Origin of the sequence: Mycolicibacterium sp. Y3 (assembly GCF_051188035.1) — a bacterium.
Classification (GTDB): domain Bacteria; phylum Actinomycetota; class Actinomycetes; order Mycobacteriales; family Mycobacteriaceae; genus Mycobacterium; species Mycobacterium fluoranthenivorans.
This window is the reverse complement of record NZ_JAVQLT010000001.1, coordinates 2,892,765-2,910,393: the sequence shown is the minus strand read 5'-3', so window position 1 is coordinate 2,910,393 and position 17,629 is coordinate 2,892,765. Positions and strand designations below refer to the sequence as shown.

The window sequence follows — 17,629 nt, the reverse complement described above, 5'->3', positions numbered from 1 at the left end:
TGGCGGACCACTCCCCTCCCCCGGGGTGGGATCTCTACCGGGCGGTGACGTGGGTGCGCGCGTGGGCGACGGCATCGTCGAGGTCGTCGACCAAGTGATTCTCGTGCCGCAGGGCCTCGATGACCCCGACATTGGTGAGCAGCTCTCGATGCTCGGGCCGGATGCCCTTGATGATGACGGTGATTCCGCGGGATTCGAGTTCACGCGCGATCTCGGCCAACGTGTTCGCACCGGTGGCATCGAGCATCCCCAGTTGGGACAGCCGGATGATCACCACCGAGGTGTCGGGGTGACGGTCATCGATGATCATGGCCGAGATCCGTTCCGCGGCACCGAAGAACATCGCACCGTCGAGCCGGAGCAGCGCGATCCGCTCGTCACCGGGTTGAGCCGGGCCGGGGAGGTCTTCGCGGGTGACGCTGCTGCGTCGGGCCAGGCTGCGCAGCGCGAACACGGCGGTGACGGCGATACCGATCTCGACGGCTTCGATCAGATCGAAGCAGACGGTCACCAGTGCCGTCAGCGCGAAGGTGACCGCATCGGAACGGGTGGACCGCACAATCCGCGCAATGGTGGGCCACGAGACCATCCGGAACGCGGTCACCATCAGCACCGCCGCCAGCGCGGCCAGCGGGATCGCCCCGACCGGGCCGCTGACCAGGTAGACGACCGCCAGCAGCAGTACCGCGTGCACGATCGCCGCCACCCGGGTGCGCGCCCCGGAGCGCACGTTGACCGCGGTGCGGGCGATCGCGCCGGTGGCGGGCATACCGCCGAACACGCCGGAGGCGACGGAGGCCAGCCCCTGGCCGAACAGTTCCCGATTGGGGTCATAGGGCCCGGTCGGTGACATTGTCGCCGCGACCCGCGCCGAGAGCAGAGATTCGATCGCGGCGAGTGCGGCGATCGCCAGGGCGGCCCCGGCAAGGTCGCGCAGCGCCCCCAGGTCGGTGTGCGGCCACACCGGGGTGGGCAGTTGTGCCGGCAGCGCGCCGATCCGGGCGGCCGACAGCCCGCAGACGGCGACCAGGACGGTGGCCGCGATCACGGCCAGCAGCGATGCCGGCACCGCGGGATGCAGCCGCGGCAGGACCAGCATCAGGCCCACGACCAGCGCCACCACCGCCGCCGCGGGGGCGGCCGCCACCGGATCTATCTTGGCCAGCACGGTGACCGCCGCAGCCAGGGGTGACTCGCCCGGAGGTACCGGTTGTCCGATAGCGGAAGGGACCTGCTGGAGGAAGATGATGACGGCGATGCCGAGGGTGAAGCCCTCGACCACCGGCCAGGGCAGAAATGTGACCGCCCGGCCCAGCCCGGCGATCCCCGCGACCATCACGACGACGCCGGCCAGCACGGTGACCAGGGCGACGCTGCTGAGCCCGTACTGGGTGACGATCGGCGCGAGGACCACCGCCATGGCCCCGGTCGGCCCGGATACCTGCACATGCGAACCGCCGAACACCGCCGCCACCACCCCGGCCACGACCGCGGTGACCAGGCCTGCGGCGGCACCCACGCCCGAACTGATGCCGAAGGCCAGCGCCAGCGGTAGCGCAACCACGCCGACGGTGAGGCCGGCGAGCACATCGCGGCGCCAGGAACGGGACAGGCCGGCATAGTCACCGCGCCGCGGCAGCAAGCCCAGCACGGCCGGCGCCCACCGGCTCATCAGCGCGTGCCGATGGGGGGCAGTGACTGCACGGCATCGAGTTGGTCGCGCCGGGCCGCCAGGGTATCGGTGAGGAAGACCCGGGCGATGCGCAGCAATTCGGCGACCTTCGGGTGCGCCAGCTGGTAGTACACCGCGTTACCCACCCGCTTGCCCTGGACCACGTGGTGGCGTTTGAGTACGGCCAGGTGTTGAGACAACACGGTCGGTTCGATATCGGTGTCGCCCAGGATGGCACTCACCGGCACTGGGTCGTCGCTCATCGACACGATTTCCAGCACCCGGATCCGGGCCGGATGAGCCAGGGCCTTGAACAGGTTGGCCTTGATCTCGTAGAGCGGTCGCTCCGGACCGTCCAGGACATTGTCGGGCACGACGTGCACGCTCCCTGCAGACTATGGATTGAGTAAATTCGCAATTCATCATATCGCGCATTACCCTGACCGAATGTCCAGTGGTCAGACCCCCTCCAGCACGCCGGGCCCCCTGCAGTACATCGCCTACTGCTACGGCAAACGGCTACCCGACTCGATGCGCGCGTGGGTCGCCCGAGATCTGGCCGGCCCCGGGGCCACGGTGCGGATGATGATCCGGGTCGCCATCCCGGCGATCTTCATCCTGGCGCCCATCTGGTTCATCCCGATGTCGCTGTACCTGCACGCCAGCATGACGCTGCCGATCTTCCTGCCGTTCGTGTATTTCTCGCACGCCCTCAACAAGATCTGGCGCCGGCACATGCTCGCCAAGCACGGACTCGATCCGCACCTGGTCGACGCCCTGTCGCGCAAGAAGAACGCGCACGTCCACGAGGCCTACGAGCGGCGGTACGGCCCCCGCACGGGCCCCGCCAGCAGCCACGACGTGTAGCGAGGTTAGGCGGCCTGCGCTCCGGTGACGGCGCGCAGCTCACGCAGCGAGAACCAGGGCACCGCGACCATCCCGACCGTGATGAGCCCGCCCACGATATAGGCGGCCCACGCCCCGGTGTCCTTGCCCGTCGCCATCAGATAGGTGCCGATGGCCACGGCGAGAACTCCGCCGCCCACCGCGCAGCCGATGGCGGTGGCGCAGCGCACATACACCTGGTCGACGATCGCGGGCAGCGCCGGCGGCCTGCCGTCGGAACCCGAGGTGACCGCACGGCGCCGGCCCGCCGGCCGGCCGGTGACGGCCGCGATATCGTCGACCGCCGATCCGGTGCCGCCACCGGTCACCGCACGTGCCGGACGCACGGTGTTGTCCCGACGGGCCCGGATCAGCAGCGGGATGGCCGCGGCGATGACCGCCGCCGACACCCCGATCACGGTGTAGAGCACCCAGGGCGTATCGGAGCCGGACAGTTCGGCGCGGACCGAACCGCGCCCGTTGCTCAGGTCGACCAGCGCGACGGTGGCCGCGACTCCGGCGCCGAGTGCGAGCAGCCAGATCCCGGCGCAGACCCCGAGCAGGATCCGGTCCAGATTCTCGGGCCCGGAGAGTTTCCTGTCGCCGGTCATCAGCAGCTCGTCTGGGCGGCGTTACCGGTGTTGGAGGACAACACGGTGCCGTCGCTGGTCGTGATCGAGCAGTTCAGCCGGCTCACCAGGAACAGACTGGAGGCCTGCACGGATCCGACTTCGGACTGCGAGATGGGCGTGACCGTCAGCGACCACGGGATGTACACGTTGCGCTGGGTGCGACTGCGCCCGGACGCGTCGATGTAGGTGACGGTGATGATGTCTCCCGGTGCCTTGGTGCCGGTGACCGAGTAGGTCACCTGGCGTGGTCCGGCGGGCGCGGTGCTCGTCGGGGGTGGCGGAGGTGCCGTGGTGGTGACGGGGGGCGGCGCCTCGGTGGTGGCCGGGGGTGGCGGCGGGGGCGGCGGCTCCTGAGTCACCGTGACCGTCTCCGGCGGTGGTGGAGGTGGCGCCTCGGTCGTCGGCGGCGGCTCCGGGCTGGGCGGCGGGGGCGGCGGCGTCGTGGTGGTGATCTCGTCCTGGACCGGTGGCGCCGACTTCGTGGTGGTCGTCGCCGGGGTGGCCAGATTGGTGTTGTCGGTGCGGGTCACCAGCACCGCGACGGAAACGACCAGCGCGACCGCGGCGACGATCGCCACCACGCCGACCACCCACGGCCAGCGCGGCGGACTGTCCGGCGCGTCATCGGGTACGGAATCGTAGCTGTCGTAGTCGTACAGCGCCGGATCCGGCGGGACGTACGGGGAGCTGACGAACTGCTCGGATTCCGGTGCGGAGTATGCCCGCGAATGGATCTCGGTCTCACCGGTGCTCGGCGCCGGCTCGTCGCCCGCACCGGGTTTGTCCGGTCCTGAAGGCCCGCTCATCTCACACTAACCCTCGGCCTATCCGTCTCGATTACTGCCTCGGCAACACTACCCAACCGAGCGGTCGAGCGGATCAGGCGACGCGGCACGCCAGAGAACTGACGCATGGTTGTGACCTGCGAGACGGGTCAGTGCTTCTCGGGACCGATGTAGTACTCGAAGACCAGGCCACCGGCGGTGAACAGGACGAAGCAGATACCGGCCACGATCAGCCACGGCAGCCACAGTGCGGCGCCGACGGCTGCCGTCGAGAAGGACAGGGCGATCAGGACCGGCCACCAGCTGTGCGGGCTGAAGAAGCCCAGCTCGCCGGCGCCATCACTGATCTCGGCGTCTTCGTAGTCCTCGGGCCGGGTGTCCAGGCGCCGGGCGACGAACCGGAAGAAGGTGCCGGTGATCAGGGTCAGCCCGGTGGTCAGCACCAGCGCGACCGTGCCGGCCCACTCGATGCCGCCGTTGGCGAACATCGCGGTCAGCACGCCGTACACCACGGCGGCCAGGGCGAAGAACGCCGTCAGGAACTCGAACAACCGCGCTTCGATATGCATGAGTTGTCCTTACTACTTGCTCGCCTGGGCTGCAGGCACGCCGACCTGCTCGCCGCGCCGCGTGTCGAACGGATGGGTGGTGACCGCCAGCGGATCCTGGTTGATCGCCTGCAGCGCTTCGGCATTGGTCTTGCCGGCCTGCCGCTGCTGCAGATAGGCCTTGAAGTCGTTGGGCTCCACGACGCGCACCTCGAAGTTCATCATCGAGTGGTACGTGCCGCACATCTCGGTGCACCGCCCGACGAACGCGCCGGTCTCCTGGATCTCGCTGACCTGGAAGACGTTGTCGGAGTTGTTCGCCTTCGGGTCGGGCATCACATCGCGCTTGAAGAGGAACTCCGGCACCCAGAAGCCGTGGATCACGTCGGCCGAGGCGATCTGGAACTCGATGCGCTTGCCCTTGGGCAGCACCAGGATCGGGATCTCGGTGGACGTGCCGAGGGTCTCGATCTTGTCGAAGTTCAGGTAGGTGCGGTCCTCGGGGTTCAGACCGCGGATGGCACCGACGCGCTCCTCGCCGTGCTCGTCCACGCCCTCGGGCTTGGACACCATGGCCGCCTTCTTCTCCGGGTCGGCGCCGTCGTAGCTGAGCGTGCCGTCGCCGAAGGCGATCTTCTGGTAACCGAACTTCCAGTTCCACTGGAAGGCGGTGACGTCGATGACGACCTCGGGGTTGGGGTCCTTGTGCAGCATGCGCTCCTGCACCACAACGGTGAAGTAGAAGAGCACCGAGATGATGAGGAACGGCACCACGGTGAGCACCAGTTCCAGCGGCATGTTGTAGCCGAACTGACGCGGCAGCTCGGTGTCGGTGGCCTTCTTCCGGTGGAAGGCGCTCGCCCAGAAGATGAGCGCCCAGACGATGGCACCCACGACGAACGACGCGATCACCGACCAGACCCACAGGTCGCGGTTCAGCTTGCCTTCGGGCGTGATACCGGTGGGCCAGCCGAGGCCGAACACCTCCTGCCAGCTACAGCCGCTGAGCAGGATGGTCATCCCGCCCAAGACCAGTGACAACGCCACCAACTTGTACCCGCGAGCGGTCACGTTGGCGCCTCCTATAGAAGTCGGTGGACCGTCGAACGGTCGGTCGGCTCGGTATGTACTACGCAGCGTAGACCACCGGTGGGCGAACCCGCGAAGCGACCTGCCAACTCGGGCACAGTGCGGGTTACGCCCTGGTGATTCGGCATACTGGCGCAGTGTGCGGACTGCTGGCCTACCTGACTGACCCGTCCGTTGAGACCTCCCCGGCCCTGGTGGACGCGGTGTCCGGAGCGTCGCATCTGATGCGTCACCGCGGCCCCGACGAACCAGGGACATGGGCCGATGACGATGTGGTGCTGGGCTTCAACCGGCTGTCCATCATCGACATCGCCCACAGCCACCAGCCGCTGCGCTGGGGACCTCCGGAGTCCCCGCAGCGCTACGCGCTGGTGTTCAACGGGGAGATCTACAACTACCTCGAGTTGAGGGAGGCACTGCGTTCCGAGCACGGTGCGGTGTTCCACACCGACGGTGACGGTGAGGCGATCGTCGCCGGCTACCACCACTGGGGCACCGACGTGCTGGCCCGGCTGCGCGGCATGTTCGCCTTCGCGCTCTGGGACACCCAGACCCGGGAGCTGATCTGCGCGCGCGATCCGTTCGGGATCAAACCGCTGTACATGGCCACCGGGCCGGGTGGCACCGTGCTGGGCAGCGAGAAGAAGTGCCTCGTCGATCTGGCCCCGACGGCCGGATTGGACCTGGATATCGACGAGCGTGCCGTCCAGCACTACACGGTGCTGCAGTACGTCCCCGAGCCCGAGACGTTGCAGCGCGGGGTGCGGCGACTGGAATCGGGCAGCTATGCCCGGATCCGCCCGGGTTCGGCGCCGGAGATCACCCGCTACTTCATCCCCCGATTCGCCGCGGTCCCGTTCACCCCCGGTGGCGAACAGGCGCGCTATGACGAGATCACCGCGGCGCTGGAGGACTCCGTCGCCAAGCACATGCGCGCCGATGTCACGGTGGGCGCGTTCCTGTCCGGCGGTATCGACTCGACGGCCATCGCCGCGCTGGCGATGCGGCACAACCCGCGGTTGATCACCTTCACCACCGGTTTCGAGCGGGAGGGCTTCTCCGAGGTCGACGTCGCTGTCGCGTCGGCCGAGGCGATCGGTGCGCGGCATGTGGCCAAGGTGGTCAGCCAGGAGGAGTTCGTCGCGGCGCTGCCCGAGATCGTCTGGTATCTCGACGAACCCGTCGCCGACCCCGCGCTGGTGCCGTTGTTCTTCATCGCCCGCGAGGCCCGTAAACACGTCAAGGTGGTGTTGAGCGGCGAGGGCGCCGACGAGCTGTTCGGTGGCTACACGATCTACCGGGAACCATTGTCGCTCAAGGCATTCGACTACCTCCCCCGACCGGTGCGGCGCTCATTGGGCAAGGCGTCCAGGCCGCTGCCCGCCGGGATGCGCGGTAAGAGCCTGCTGCATCGCGGGTCGCTGACACTCGAAGAGCGCTACTACGGCAACGCCCGCAGCTTCTCCGACGATCAATTGCGCACCGTGCTGCGCAAGTTCAATCCGGACTGGACCCACACCGATGTGACGGCGGGGCTGTACGCCTCGTCGGCGGGCTGGGATCCGGTGGCGCGCATGCAGCACATCGACCTGTTCACCTGGTTGCGCGGCGACATCCTGGTCAAGGCCGACAAGATGACGATGGCGAACTCACTGGAACTTCGGGTGCCGTTCCTGGACCCGGAGGTGTTCGCGGTGGCGTCCCGGCTGCCGTACGACCAGAAGATCACCCGCACCACCACCAAGTACGCGCTGCGCCGCGCTCTGGAACCGATCGTGCCGGCGCATGTGCTGAATCGGGCGAAGCTGGGCTTCCCGGTGCCGATCCGGCACTGGTTGCGTGCCGGCGCCCTGCTGGACTGGGCATACGAGACGGTGGCCACCTCGCAGGCCGGGGATCTGATCGACCTCGCCGCGGTGCGGACCATGCTCGACGAGCACCGCGGCGGGGAGGCCGATCACAGCCGCCGGTTGTGGACGGTGCTGATCTTCATGCTGTGGCACGCCATCTTCGTCGAAGGCAGCGTGACACCGCAGATCGCCGAACCGACCTACCCGGTGCAGCTCTAGAGCGCCTGCGAGATGTCCGCGGCGGCGTCGGGTCCGTAGGCCTCGGCGATGCGGGCGATGCCGGCGTCCTTGTCCCAGGTCCACTCCTGCGGGCCGGTGGCTTCGAGCACCAGCACGGCCACCAGTGAAGCCAGCTGGGCCGAGCGCTCCAGGCTCAGGCCGGCCGAACGGCCGGTGAGGAATCCGGCCCGGAAGGCGTCGCCGATACCCGTCGGGTCGGCCTGATGGGTCTCGGGCACCACGTCGACGTGCACGAAGGTCCCATCGGAGGACACCAGGTCCACGCCCTTGGCGCCCAGGGTGGTGACGCGCAGGCCGATCTGGCCCATCACCTGCGCTTCGCTGAGGCCGGACTTCTGCAGCAGCAGGTCCCATTCGTAGTCGTTGGTGAACAGGTAGGCGGCGCCGTCGATGAGGCGGCGGATCTCCTCGCCGGACAGGCGGGCCAGCTGCTGGGACGGGTCGGCGGCGAAGGCCAGGCCCAGGCTGCGGCATTCCTCGGTGTGGGCGAACATGGCGTCCGGGTCATTCGCGCCGATGATCACCAATTCCGGTGTGCCGGTGCGTGATACGACATCCGCCAGCTTGATGTTGCGCGCTTCGGACATCGCCCCGGGGTAGAACGAGGCGAACTGGGCCATATCGACGTCGGTGGTGCAGACGAAGCGGGCGGTGTAGGACTGCTCGGAGATCAGCACATTGTCGGTGTTGACGCCGTGGTCGTTGAGCCACTGCCGGTAGTCGCCGAAATCCGATCCGGCCGCACCGACCAGGGCCGCCTTACCGCCGAGGACACCGATGGCGAAGGCCATGTTGCCCGCGACACCGCCGCGGTGCACGACCAGGTCGTCGACCAGGAAGCTCAGCGACACCTTCTGTAGATGTTCGGGCAGCAGCTGCTCGGAGAACTTGCCTGGGAACTTCATCAGATGGTCGGTCGCGATCGAACCGGTCACCGCAATGGTCACAACGTCGTCCTTCATGTTCATTAACGAATCTCACCAGCGTACGGGTGTGCCACGGGCATCGGCGCCCCGGTGCGCTAGCCTGCCTGAAAGTCCGATTGACGGTCACGTCCGACCGGCGAGTCCAAGCCTAGACACCGAAACGTAGCCGATGTCCTTTCCTCCTCCGGGTCCTCCTCCGCACCAGATCTCCGGTGCCTACCCTGGCACGCTTCCGCCACCGGTGCAGTACCCCAGACGCAGGCGCTGGCCGCTCGTCGCGGCGATCGTGGGTGTCATCGCGGTGATCGCCGCCGCGGTCGGCATCGTCGTGGTGGTCGCGGGACGCCAGGAGCCCGGCACGCCGATCACCGCGGGGACCGCAAAACCGGCGATCCAGGAGTTCCTCGACGCACTCGCAGACGGGGACGAACAAACCATCGCCCGGCACACGCTGTGCGGGCTCTACGACGCGGTGCGCAACCACGATTCAGATCTGGCCCTGGCGGATATGAGCGGCGACGCATTCCGCAGGCAGTACAAGCGGGTCCAGGTGACCTCGATCGACAAGATCGTCTACCTGTCACCGACCCAGGCGCAGGTGCTGTTCAGCATGAAGGGCACGCCCGCTCCGTCGGGGCGGATGCCCGCCGGAGCCGCAGACGAGCGTCAAGCCGTCGCCCAGGTACTGGCGCAGGACGGCAAGATCCTCGTCTGCAGCTACGTGCAGCGCACGGAGTAGATCAGTTGAACGAGTCGCCGCAGGCGCACGAGCCGGTGGCGTTGGGGTTGTCGATGGTGAAACCCTGCTTCTCGATGGTGTCGACGAAGTCGATGGTGGCGCCCTGGATGTACGGCGCGCTCATCCGGTCGACGGTCAGCGCGACGCCGCCGAAATCGGTGGTCAGATCGCCGTCGAGGGTGCGGTCGTCGAAGAACAGGTTGTAGCGCAGGCCGGCGCAGCCGCCCGGCTGCACGGCGATACGCAGCGCCAGGTCATCGCGGCCCTCCTGCTCCAGCAGCGCCTTGGCCTTGCTGGCAGCGGCGTCGGTCAGCACCGCACCGTGGGTTTCGGTGGTGGTGTCGTCCTGAACAGTCATTGCTTCTCCTGATTGCATGCGTACGTGCATTCGCGATGTGTTCAACGGTACCTTGTCCGGGCGCTATTCCCGACTCTCCGGCCAACCCGATCCGGTGCGTTGAGCCAGTCCGGTCAGTTGGTTGGCGGCATCGGCGATGGCCAGCTCGACTGATCCGGCGAACTCGGTGATCGAATACGCCGCGGCGATACCCGCCGCGGCCAGCACCGCCGGTTCGAGTGTGACCTGACCGGCCAGTACCAGCACCGGGGTGCCGCGGCGGCGGGCGCCGGCGGCCAGCGCACTGACCACCTTGCCGTGCAGCGACTGATCGTCGAACCTGCCCTCGCCGGTGATGATCAGGTCCGCAGCCGCCACGTCGCCGGCCAGGCCGGTGTGCTCGGCGATCACCGCGGCCCCGGATTCCCGGCGGCCGCCCAGTGCCAGCAGAGCCGCACCGATCCCGCCTGCAGCGCCCGCACCCTCCCTGTCGGCGACGCCGGGACCGAGTTCGCCGGCCCACTCCGTCAGGCGGGCTTCCAGTACCGCCACGGTGTCCGGGTCGGCCCCCTTCTGCGGGCCGAACACCGCCGCGGCGCCCATCGGCCCCAGCAGCGGGTGCTCGACATCACTCGCGGCGATCAGCTCGACTCCGGCGAGCCGGGCCCGGGCCTTGTCCAGGCCGCCCAGCGCCTCCACCAGTCCCCGCCCGCCGTCGGTACAACTACTCCCGCCCAGCCCCACCGCGATCCGGCGGGCGCCCGCATCCAGCGCGGCCGCGATCAGCTCGCCCACTCCCCTGCTGTGTGCCGCGAGCGCGGTCTGCACCGTCGGCGGCCCACCCAGCAGGGTGAGCCCGCACGCCTGCGCACATTCGATATACGCGGTGTCGCCGTGCAGCACCCATTCGGCGCTCACCCGGTCCCCCAACGGCCCGCTGACCTGGGCATACCGCAATCCGCCCAGCCGGCTGGCCAGGACGTCCACGAACCCGGGCCCGCCGTCGGACTGGGGTGCCAGGGTGAAGGTGTCGCCGTCCCGCGCACGGGCCCAGCCCGACGCGATGGCCTCGGCGGCCTGCACCGCGGTCAGGCTGTCACCGAAACAGTCCGGGGCCACCAGCACATGCATCCGCCCAGCGTAGGACGTCCGATCCGGAGCCGCTCACCAAGGAAATCCCGTTCGGAAGTACCCTGTGAGCGTGAATCTGCTGGGCCGCAAGAAGGACAATCCGCAACCCGACGATGTGGCCGCCGCCACAGAATCGACTGCCGCCGGGGAGGGCCTGACTGCCCCCAAGGGCCGGCCCACGCCCAAGCGCAGCGAGGCCGCCCGCCGGCGCGGGCCCGTCGCGCCGGCGCCGCTGACCACCGCGGAAGCGCGTAAGCGCCGCAAGGAACTGGCCGCGTCCAAGCCCAAGCTGACCAAGGAAGAGCGCAAGGCCGAGAAGGTGTCCCGGCGTGCCGAGATGGCCGACCGCCGGGAGCGGATGATGGCCGGCGACGACGCCTATCTGCTGCCCCGCGACAAGGGCCCGGTCCGCCGGTACGCCCGCGATATCGTGGACTCCCGCGCCAACCTGCTCGGCCTGTTCATGCCGGTGGCGCTGGGCCTGGTGCTCATCACCCTGGCCGTGCCCGCGGTGGCGGTCCAGAAGTACGTGTCCTTCGGCATGCCGGTCCTGCTGCTGGTGATGGCCGTCGACGGCGTGCTGTTGGGCCGACGGGTGAACCGCAAGGTCGACGAGAAGTTCCCCGACAACACCGAGAGCGGTTTCAAACTCGGCTTCTACGCCGCCAGCCGCGCCTCTCAGTTGCGCCGGATGCGCGCGCCGAGACCGCTGGTCAATCGCGGCGACGACGTCTGAGCGCGTGCGGGTACTGGTCCTGGGCGGGATCCGTTCGGGTAAATCGCACTGGGCCGAAGCCGCCATCTCGGACACCGCGGGCGAACCTGTGCGTTATGTGGCCACCGGCCGCACCGACCCCGCAGACCCGGAGTGGTCCCGGCGGGTGGACACCCACCGCAACCGCCGGCCCGCGCACTGGTCGACCGTCGAAACCACCGATGTGGCAACCGAATTGCGCGCCGACCCGCGCACCCCGACGCTGGTGGACGATATCGGTGGCTGGCTGACCGCGGCAATGGACCGCCTCGGCGCGTGGACGGGCGGATCGGTGCGGGCCGGCATCGATGAACTCTGCGACGAACTCTGCGCGGCGATCACAGGATTCGATGGGAAGCTGACCCTGGTGAGCCCCGAGGTGGGGCTGACAGTGGTGCCCGCGACCGCGGGCGGCCGGCTGTTCGCCGATGAACTGGGCACGCTCAACCAGCGATTGGCAGCACTGTGCGACCGCGTGGTGCTGGTCGTCGCCGGACAACCTTTAGTCGTGAAGGAGGCCAGGTGAGCGCATTCCCCGCGATCACCCCGCCCGATGCCGAGGCCCTGCAGGCGGCACTGGCCCGGCAGAACACGCTGACCAAGCCACCCGGCGCGCTGGGCCGGCTGGAGGCGCTGTCGGTGTGGGTGGCGTCCTGTCAGGGCGTGTGCCCGCCACGGCAGTTCACCCGCGCGCGGGTGGTGGTGTTCGCCGGTGACCACGGCGTGACCGCCTCCGGTGTGTCGGCCTTCCCCTCTGAGGTGACCCCGCAGATGGTCGCCAACTTCGATGCCGGTGGCGCGGCCATCAACGTGCTGGCGACACTGGCCGACGCCACCGTGCGGGTGGCCGATATCGCCGTCGACGCCGAACCCCTGAGCCCGGCGATCGGCGCACACAAGGTGCGCCGCGGCAGCGGCAACATCGCGATCGAGGACGCCCTGAGCGAAGCGGAGACCACCGCGGCGATCCAGGCGGGGCGGGCCATCGCCGACGAGGAGGTCGACAGCGGCGCAGACCTGCTCATCGCCGGCGATATGGGTATCGGGAACACCACGCCCGCAACCACGTTGATCGCGGCGGCGACTCGGTCCGAACCGGTGGCGGTGGTCGGCCGCGGCACCGGAATCGACGACACCGGCTGGGCCCGCAAGGTGTCGGCCATCCGCGACGCGCTCTACCGGGGGCGCACCGTCACCGGCGATCCCGAGGCACTGCTGCGGGTGTGCGGTGGCGCCGACCTCGCGGCCATGGCCGGCTTCCTGGCCCAGGCCGCGGTCCGGCGGACCCCGGTCCTGCTGGACGGCGTGGTCGTCACCGCCGCGGCACTGATCGCCGACCTGTTGGCCCCGGGCGCCCGGGCCTGGTGGCAGGCCGGGCACCGGTCCACCGAACCGGCGCACACGCTGGCGCTGGATCATCTGGGGCTGGTACCGATCGTCGACCTCGGGATGCGCCTGGGCGAGGGCACCGGCGCCGCCGTGGCACTTCCGCTGGTGCGGGCCGCGGTGGCCACCCTGGCCTCGATGGCCACCTTCGACGAAGCCGGAGTCTCCGACGCGTGATACCTCCGGCCCTGTGATCAGTTCGCTGGCTTCGGCTTTCGCCTTCGGCACGGTGTTGCCGGTGCGCGTGGATCATCCCTTCGGCCGGGGCGCGCTGACCGCGTTGCCGGTGGTGGGCACCGCGCTCGGCGGGCTGGCCGCGCTGACGGTCTGCGGTGCCGCCCAGCTGTACCCCGGCGGGGCGTTGGCCGGGCTGCTCGCGGTGGCCCTGCTGCTGTTGTGCACCCGCGGCCTGCACATCGACGGGTTGTCCGACACCGTCGACGGGCTCGGTTGTTACGGGCCGCCCGAACGCGCGCTGGCGGTGATGCGCGGCGGTACCGCGGGCCCGTTCGGCGTGGCGGCTGTGGTGCTGGTGATCGTGTTGCAGGGCTTGACTTTCGGCGCGCTGACCGCCGTCGGCGTGGTGGTCGCCGTCACCGCGGGACGGGTGGCGATCGTCGCGACCTGCCGGCGCGGGGTACCGGCGGCCCCGGGCAGCACACTGGGCGTCCTGGTGGCCGGTTCCCAGCCGTGGTGGGTGGCAGTGGGCTGGACGCTCGCCCTGGTGGCCGCCGCGGTCCCGGCGGCGCCGCGGTGGTGGCAGGGACCGGTGGTGGTGTTGGCGGCACTGGCCCTGTCCGTGGTGCTCGTCGGTCACTGCGTGCGCCGGTTCGGCGGGATCACCGGTGACGTGCTGGGTGCGGCCTGCGAGCTGACGACGACGGTGGTGGCCCTGGGTCTGGCTGTGCACTGAGCCGCCCTGAGTACTGTCGAAACCATGATTGCGCTGGGTGACCATTTCGCCCGCACGCTGCCGGAACTGTCCGTCGCCTGGCAGGCTCAGGCCGCCGCCGATCCGGCACTGCTGGTGCTCAACGAACCGCTGGCCGCCGAGCTGGGCCTGGCGCCCGACTGGCTGCGCAGCGACGCCGGCCTCGGGTTTCTGACCGGGACCGCACTGCCCGACGGTGCCGCACCGGTGGCGCAGGCCTACGCGGGCCACCAGTTCGGCGGCCTGGTGCCACGCCTGGGCGACGGCCGCGCGCTGCTGCTCGGCGAACTGCCCGACGGCCGGGATCTGCACCTCAAGGGGTCCGGACGCACCCCGTTCGCCCGCGGTGGCGACGGCCTCGCGGCGGTGGGGCCCATGCTGCGCGAGTACGTGATCAGCGAGGCCATGCACGCGCTGGGCATCCCGACCACCCGCGCGCTGGCCGTGGTGGCCACGGGTGTCACCGTGCACCGCGAGACGCCCCTGCCGGGTGCGGTGCTGGCCCGCGTGGCCAGCAGCCATCTGCGGGTCGGCAGCTTCCAGTACGCGGCGCTGACCGGCGACGGAAATCTGTTGCGGCGCTTGGCCGATTACGCGATCGAGCGACACCATCCGGAGGCCGCCGCGGCCGACAACCGATACCTGGCGTTGCTGCACGCGGTGATGCGCGCCCAGGCCACCCTCGTCGCCGGGTGGATGTCGGTGGGGTTCATCCACGGCGTGATGAACACCGACAACATGACCATCTCCGGCGAGAGTATCGACTACGGGCCGTGCGCGTTCATGGAGACATACGACCCGGCGACGGTGTTCAGTTCGATCGACAGTTGGGGCCGCTACGCCTACGGCAACCAGCCGACGGTGGCGGCCTGGAACCTGGCCCGGTTCGCCGAGACGCTTCTGCCCCTCATCGATCCCGATATCGACGCGGCCATCGAGATCGCCACCGCCGCCCTCGACGTCTTCAAGGGCAGCTACCAGCACGCGTTCCAGGCCCGGATGAGCGCCAAACTCGGTATTGCGCAAGAGGTTCCGGAACTCGTCGATGATCTGCTGGCGCTACTGGAGCAGCAGCGGGCCGATTTCACGTCGTTCTTCCGGTCGTTGAGCGCGGGTACCGTCCCGGACGGGTTCGGCGACTGGGCGCGACGGTGGCAGGCACTGGGCCCGGATATCGCGGCCATGGACCGGGTCAATCCGCTCTACATCCCGCGCAACCATCTGGTCGAGGCCGCCCTGACCGCCGCCACCGCCGGCGATCTGGACCCGGTGCGCGCACTCGTCGCCGCCGTCCGCGAGCCCTACACCCCGCGTCCCGGGCTGCAGCACTATGCCGAACCCGCGCCCGAGGCGTTCGCGTCGTGCTACCGGACATTCTGCGGGACCTGAGGGGCCCAGCAGCCGAAACCGGCGGTACCGCATAATGCAGGGATGACCGCCCCCACCATGCGCGCCGTGACCTGTCACGGCGGCGTACTCGACGTCGTCGACCTGCCCGCGCCGCGCCCGGCCAAGGGCCAGCTGGTGATCGACGTCGCCCGCACCGGCATCTGCGGCTCCGACCTGCACGCCCGCACGCAGGCCGACGAGCTCAAGGGCGTGATGGACGAGATCGGCTACCACGACTTCATCTCCAGCAGCTCCACGGTGGTGATGGGCCACGAGTTCTGCGGTGCGGTCGCCGAACGCGGCAAGGGCGCCGCCAGGGAGTTCAAGGTCGGCACCCCGGTGGCCGTGTTCCCGATGGTGCGGACCCACGGCGGCGTGCACATGACGGGGCTGTCGCCGCTGGCGCCCGGCGGCTACGCCGAGCAGGTGCTGGCCGAGTCGTCGATGAGCTTCGCCATCCCCAACGGTCTCTCGATGGACGTCGCCGCACTCACCGAGCCCATGGCCGTCGCGCTGCACGCGGTGCGGCGCAGCGCCATCTCCCGGCGCGACACCGCGGTCGTCATCGGCTGCGGCCCGTTGGGCCTCGCCGTCATCTGCCACCTCAAGGCCCGCGGCGTGCAGACCATCGTGGCAAGCGACTTCTCCCCCGGCCGCCGGGCGCTGGCGACACGGTGCGGCGCCGACGTCGTCGTCGACCCGGCGGTGGACTCGCCGTATGACGCGGCGAGAACCAAGGGCACCATCACCGAGGCACCCGCGCTGTTCGAGCTCGCCGTGGGGTCCATGGAGAAGCTGCGCAAGGTCCCGGGCTGGGTGCACCTGTACCGGCTGGTCGACTCACTCGGCGGCGCAGATCCCAAGCGCCCCATCGTGTTCGAGTGCGTCGGCGTTCCGGGCATGATCGACGGTGTCATCGCCGCGGCACCGATGGGCACCCGTGTGGTGGTGGTCGGGCTGTGCATGGGCGAGGACAAACTGCGCCCGTCGATGGCCATCGGCAAGGAGATCGACCTGCGGTTCGTGTTCGGCTACACCCCGCTGGAGTTCCGCGACACCCTGCACCTGCTGGCCGACGGCAAGCTCGACGCCGGCCCGCTGATCACCGGCACCGTCGGACTCGACGGGGTGGCAGCGGCGTTCGACGCACTGGCCGACCCCGAGAAGCACGCGAAGATCCTCATCGATCCGCGCAGTCAGGCCAAAGAGCCGGTCCCGCCGGTCTAACCGAGGTTGGTCATCCAGCCGTGCGTATCGGCGAAGGTGCCGCGCTGGATCCCGGTCAGGGTGTCACGCAGCGCCATGGTGACCTCACCGGGCTGGCCGTCGGCGATGGTGAATTCGCCGTCGCGGTGCTTGACGTGCGACACCGGGGTGATGACGGCGGCGGTGCCGCAGGCGAACACCTCGGTGATCTCGCCGGCCGTCGCCTTCTTCTGCCACTCGTCGACATCGATCTTGCGTTCCTCGACGGCGTAGCCCGCGTCGGTGGCCAACTGCAACAACGAATCCCGGGTGATACCGGGCAACAGCGAACCGGACAGCTCCGGGGTGACCAGCCGCGCCGTGCCGCCGCTGCCGAACACGAAGAACAGGTTCATCCCGCCCATCTCTTCGACGTAGCGGCGTTCGATGGCGTCCAGCCACACCACCTGATCACAGCTCCGCTCGGCGGCCTGTGCCTGCGCCAGCAGGGACGCGGCATAGTTGCCACCGAACTTCGCGGCGCCGGTGCCGCCGGGCGAAGCCCGCACGTACTCATGCGACAGCCACACGCTGACGGGCTTGATCCCGCCCTTGAAGTACGCCCCGGCCGGTGACCCGATGACCAGGTAGCGGTACTCGTCGGCCGGCCGCACCCCCAGCCCGGGCTCGGTGGCGATCACGAACGGGCGCAGGTACAGCGATTCCTCACCGCCGGCCGCGGGCACCCACTGGTTGTCGACGGCGATCAGCTGACGCAGCGACGCCAGGAACGTCTCGGTGGGCAGCTCCGGGATGGCCAGCCGGCGCGCGGAGGCCTGCAGCCGCGCCGCGTTGGCTTCCGGCCGGAACGACACCACCGAGCCGTCGGCCCAGCGGTACGCCTTCAGACCCTCGAAGATCTCCTGCCCGTAGTGCAGCACGATCGCCGACGGGTCCAGCTGCAGCGGGCCGTACGGCAGCACCGCCGCGTTGTGCCAGCCGTCGGCCACGGTGTAGTCGATCGAGACCATGTGGTCGGTGTGGTACCGGCCGAATCCGGGATCGGCCAGAATGGCCGCCCTTACCTCGTCGCTTGCCGGTGACGTGTTGCGGGCAAGCGTGAATTCGAGGGGACCGTCTGTCATGGTCA

19 protein-coding genes are annotated in these 17,629 nt (G+C 69.4%); 9 read left to right on the top strand and 10 right to left on the bottom strand.

Going from position 1 to position 17,629, the window contains the following annotated elements; all coding sequences use genetic code 11:
• Positions 1-34: 34 nt before the first annotated feature.
• Entirely contained in the window at positions 35-1,672 is a 1,638-nt protein-coding gene (locus QN239_RS14085) for a SulP family inorganic anion transporter (RefSeq protein WP_499011186.1), read from the bottom strand.
• Positions 1,672-2,046: an ArsR/SmtB family transcription factor gene (locus QN239_RS14080; protein WP_499011185.1), complete on the bottom strand. Its 375-nt coding sequence runs from the start codon at positions 2,044-2,046 to the stop codon at positions 1,672-1,674. The genes QN239_RS14085 and QN239_RS14080 overlap by 1 nt, the downstream gene beginning before the upstream one ends.
• A 73-nt stretch (positions 2,047-2,119) precedes the next feature.
• Here QN239_RS14080 and QN239_RS14075 point away from each other — a divergent pair, with 73 nt between their 5' ends.
• Positions 2,120-2,539, top strand: a complete 420-nt coding sequence (locus QN239_RS14075; RefSeq protein WP_499011182.1) for a DUF5313 domain-containing protein — start codon at positions 2,120-2,122, stop codon at positions 2,537-2,539.
• A 5-nt stretch (positions 2,540-2,544) separates the two neighbouring features.
• Here QN239_RS14075 and QN239_RS14070 read toward each other — a convergent pair whose 3' ends face one another.
• The 4 genes from QN239_RS14070 to ctaC form a co-directional block, all read right to left on the bottom strand.
• Positions 2,545-3,168, bottom strand: a complete 624-nt coding sequence (locus QN239_RS14070; protein WP_499011179.1) for a DUF2561 family protein — start codon at positions 3,166-3,168, stop codon at positions 2,545-2,547.
• Positions 3,168-3,995: an MmpS family transport accessory protein gene (locus QN239_RS14065; RefSeq protein WP_499011177.1), complete on the bottom strand. Its 828-nt coding sequence runs from the start codon at positions 3,993-3,995 to the stop codon at positions 3,168-3,170. Before QN239_RS14065 ends, QN239_RS14070 begins: the two co-directional genes overlap by 1 nt.
• Before the next feature lie 128 nt (positions 3,996-4,123).
• Positions 4,124-4,543: a cytochrome c oxidase subunit 4 gene (locus tag QN239_RS14060; RefSeq protein WP_090353782.1), complete on the bottom strand. Its 420-nt coding sequence runs from the start codon at positions 4,541-4,543 to the stop codon at positions 4,124-4,126.
• 12 nt (positions 4,544-4,555) lie between these two features.
• A complete protein-coding gene (gene ctaC, locus QN239_RS14055; protein WP_499011175.1) occupies positions 4,556-5,593 on the bottom strand; it encodes an aa3-type cytochrome oxidase subunit II in 1,038 nt (345 codons plus the stop codon).
• A gap of 155 nt (positions 5,594-5,748) precedes the next feature.
• Between ctaC and asnB the strand changes: the two genes are divergently transcribed.
• Positions 5,749-7,680: an asparagine synthase (glutamine-hydrolyzing) gene (asnB, locus tag QN239_RS14050; protein WP_499011173.1), complete on the top strand. Its 1,932-nt coding sequence runs from the start codon at positions 5,749-5,751 to the stop codon at positions 7,678-7,680.
• Here asnB and QN239_RS14045 read toward each other — a convergent pair.
• Entirely contained in the window at positions 7,677-8,648 is a 972-nt protein-coding gene (locus tag QN239_RS14045; protein WP_499016766.1) for a carbohydrate kinase family protein, read from the bottom strand. The genes asnB and QN239_RS14045 overlap by 4 nt on opposite strands.
• Before the next feature lie 220 nt (positions 8,649-8,868).
• On the opposite strand from QN239_RS14045, the gene QN239_RS14040 reads away from it, so the two are divergent.
• On the top strand, positions 8,869-9,366 hold the full coding sequence (locus tag QN239_RS14040; RefSeq protein WP_499011171.1) for an Rv0361 family membrane protein: 498 nt from the start codon (positions 8,869-8,871) through the stop codon (positions 9,364-9,366).
• Position 9,367: 1 nt separating this feature from the next.
• Here QN239_RS14040 and QN239_RS14035 read toward each other — a convergent pair whose 3' ends face one another.
• A complete protein-coding gene (locus QN239_RS14035; protein WP_090353777.1) occupies positions 9,368-9,724 on the bottom strand; it encodes a HesB/IscA family protein in 357 nt (118 codons plus the stop codon).
• A 63-nt stretch (positions 9,725-9,787) separates the two neighbouring features.
• Positions 9,788-10,834, bottom strand: coding sequence for a glycerate kinase family protein (locus QN239_RS14030; RefSeq protein ID WP_499011170.1), 1,047 nt, complete (start codon positions 10,832-10,834; stop codon positions 9,788-9,790).
• A 70-nt stretch (positions 10,835-10,904) separates the two neighbouring features.
• On the opposite strand from QN239_RS14030, the gene QN239_RS14025 reads away from it, so the two are divergent.
• From QN239_RS14025 to QN239_RS14000, 6 genes are read left to right on the top strand one after another with little or no spacing between them, the layout of a single operon-like run.
• The gene (locus QN239_RS14025) at positions 10,905-11,570 is read left to right on the top strand and encodes a DUF3043 domain-containing protein (RefSeq protein ID WP_499011168.1); all 666 of its coding nucleotides are present in this window, start codon (positions 10,905-10,907) and stop codon (positions 11,568-11,570) included.
• A gap of 4 nt (positions 11,571-11,574) precedes the next feature.
• On the top strand, positions 11,575-12,114 hold the full coding sequence (locus tag QN239_RS14020; protein WP_499011165.1) for a bifunctional adenosylcobinamide kinase/adenosylcobinamide-phosphate guanylyltransferase: 540 nt from the start codon (positions 11,575-11,577) through the stop codon (positions 12,112-12,114).
• Positions 12,111-13,151, top strand: a complete 1,041-nt coding sequence (gene cobT, locus QN239_RS14015; protein ID WP_499011162.1) for a nicotinate-nucleotide--dimethylbenzimidazole phosphoribosyltransferase — start codon at positions 12,111-12,113, stop codon at positions 13,149-13,151. The genes QN239_RS14020 and cobT overlap by 4 nt, the downstream gene beginning before the upstream one ends.
• Positions 13,152-13,164: 13 nt before the next feature.
• Complete coding sequence (locus QN239_RS14010; protein WP_499011159.1) at positions 13,165-13,887, top strand: adenosylcobinamide-GDP ribazoletransferase; 723 nt, start codon at positions 13,165-13,167, stop codon at positions 13,885-13,887.
• Positions 13,888-13,911: 24 nt separating this feature from the next.
• Complete coding sequence (locus QN239_RS14005) at positions 13,912-15,294, top strand: protein adenylyltransferase SelO (RefSeq protein WP_499011156.1); 1,383 nt, start codon at positions 13,912-13,914, stop codon at positions 15,292-15,294.
• 57 nt (positions 15,295-15,351) lie between these two features.
• The gene (locus QN239_RS14000) at positions 15,352-16,521 is read left to right on the top strand and encodes a zinc-binding dehydrogenase (protein WP_499016764.1); all 1,170 of its coding nucleotides are present in this window, start codon (positions 15,352-15,354) and stop codon (positions 16,519-16,521) included.
• On the opposite strand, the gene QN239_RS13995 is transcribed toward QN239_RS14000, so the two are convergent.
• On the bottom strand, positions 16,518-17,624 hold the full coding sequence (locus QN239_RS13995; protein WP_090353767.1) for a branched-chain amino acid aminotransferase: 1,107 nt from the start codon (positions 17,622-17,624) through the stop codon (positions 16,518-16,520). The genes QN239_RS14000 and QN239_RS13995 overlap by 4 nt on opposite strands.
• Positions 17,625-17,629: the final 5 nt, after the last annotated feature.